Annotated in this window: 1 protein-coding gene; it reads left to right on the top strand. The window is 61.6% G+C overall.

What is annotated here, in order from left to right; all coding sequences use genetic code 11:
• Positions 1-15 precede the first annotated feature (15 nt).
• On the top strand, positions 16-1,784 hold a 1,769-nt coding region (locus ADADOO_RS06490; protein ID WP_511276022.1), incomplete at its 3' end, for a putative bifunctional diguanylate cyclase/phosphodiesterase.

The raw sequence follows: 1,784 nt of genomic DNA, 5'->3' as shown, positions 1-1,784 counted from the left end.
TGCGGACAGCAGCGCATGAACGCCATCACCGCCCTGTACGAACTGGCCAGGGTGCCGGCCATCCAGGCGCAGCAGAACATCCTGATCGTCGACGATGAGCCGCACTTTCGCCGCGCCTACACGGAATTACTGGCCGGGGACCGGCGTTCCATAGCCGAAGCGAGCACTGGGCAGGAAGCCATTGCCCGGCTCAAGGAGGGGAAGACGGACCTGGTCATCCTCGATCTGCGGCTACCCGACATCTCGGGTTTCGAGATCATGGAATGGATGAGCGCCTGCAAGATCGACGCCGCGGTCATCGTGTTCAGTGCCGACAAGTCGATCAACTCGGCGATTCACGCCCTGCGCCACCGGGCCTTCGAGTTCCTGCGCAAGGATTGCGATCCGAACGACATGATCCTCGCCGTTGATCGCGCCCTGGCCAATCGGCGGCGCGACCAGGAACTCGCCATCGTCTCGACGCAGCTCCAGCATTCCGAGCAACTGCACCGCTTCCTCGTCGAGCAATCGCCCGATCTGATTTTTACGCTCGATCGTGCCGGCCGCTTTACCTTCATTAACGGGCGCGTCAGCACCTTGCTCGGCTACGCGCCGGACGAACTGGTCGGGCAAAGTTACACCACGGTCGTCGACCCGCGCGACCACGACCATGTCCAATATGCTTTCAACGAAAGGCGGGTCGGCGAGCGCGCCACGAGCAACCTTGAGGTCCGCTTCAAGCCGAAGCCGGCCATGCCGCGTACCGGTAGCGGCCCGGTGATGACCGCCATCCTCAGTTCGCAAGGCGTCTACGAAACCGGCCCGGGCGGATCCTCGGAAGCTTTCCTCGGCACCTCGGGCGTGGCGCGCGACATTTCGGAACGCAAGAAAGCTGAAGAGACCATCACCTTCCAGGCATTTCACGACCTGCTGACCAAGCTGCCCAATCGCATCCTGTTCGTCGACCGGCTCGAGATGGCCATGGCGCAAGCCTTGCGGCGCCAGGAAAAACTCGCCGTGATGTTCCTCGACATCGACCGTTTCAAGCTGGTCAACGACACCTATGGTCACCAGATCGGCGATCAACTGCTCCGCAAATTCGCCGCCCGCGTGCGCAGTTGCCTGCGCACCGGGGACACCCTGGCGCGCCAGGGCGGCGATGAATTTACGGCCTTGCTGCCGACCATCGGCAACACCGAAGATGCCCAAGTCGTTGCCGAGAAAATTCTCGCCGAACTGCGCAAACCCTTCCTGTTGGGCGGCACCCAGTTCCTGGCAACGACCAGCATCGGCATCGCCGTCTACCCGGACAACAGCACCACGGCCGAAGACCTGATTCGTTGTGCCGACATGGCGATGTACCAGGTCAAGGCGCAGGGAAAAAACGGCGCGCTGGCTTTCGAGCCGGATATGCACACCGCTCACCTCGATCGCCTGTCCCTGGAAAACGACCTGCGCCAAGCGGTCAAGGAAGGCAATCAGTTCGAATTGCACTTTCAGCCGCAGATCAATGCCAGCACCGGCAAGGTGGTCGGCGTTGAAGCGCTGATCCGCTGGCAGCATCCGAGCGCCGGCATGATCAGTCCGGATATTTTCATCCCGATTGCCGAAGAGACCGGGCTGATCATCACCATCAGCGACTGGGTGTTGCGCCAAGCCTGTGCCCAACTGGCCTACTTGAAGCAACAAGGTTTCAACGAGCTCCGGCTGGGCGTAAACCTGTCGGCCCGGGAATTCGACCGCATCGACCTCCTCGAACGAATTCGCCTGCCGCTCGATGAATTCTGCATCCCCCCCGAATCGCT

Source organism: Azonexus sp., from assembly GCF_036170495.1.
In the GTDB taxonomy this organism is placed as follows: Bacteria; Pseudomonadota; Gammaproteobacteria; order Burkholderiales; family Rhodocyclaceae; genus Azonexus.
The sequence above is the reverse complement of the archived record's forward strand: the minus strand, read 5'-3'. Positions and strand labels throughout refer to the sequence as shown.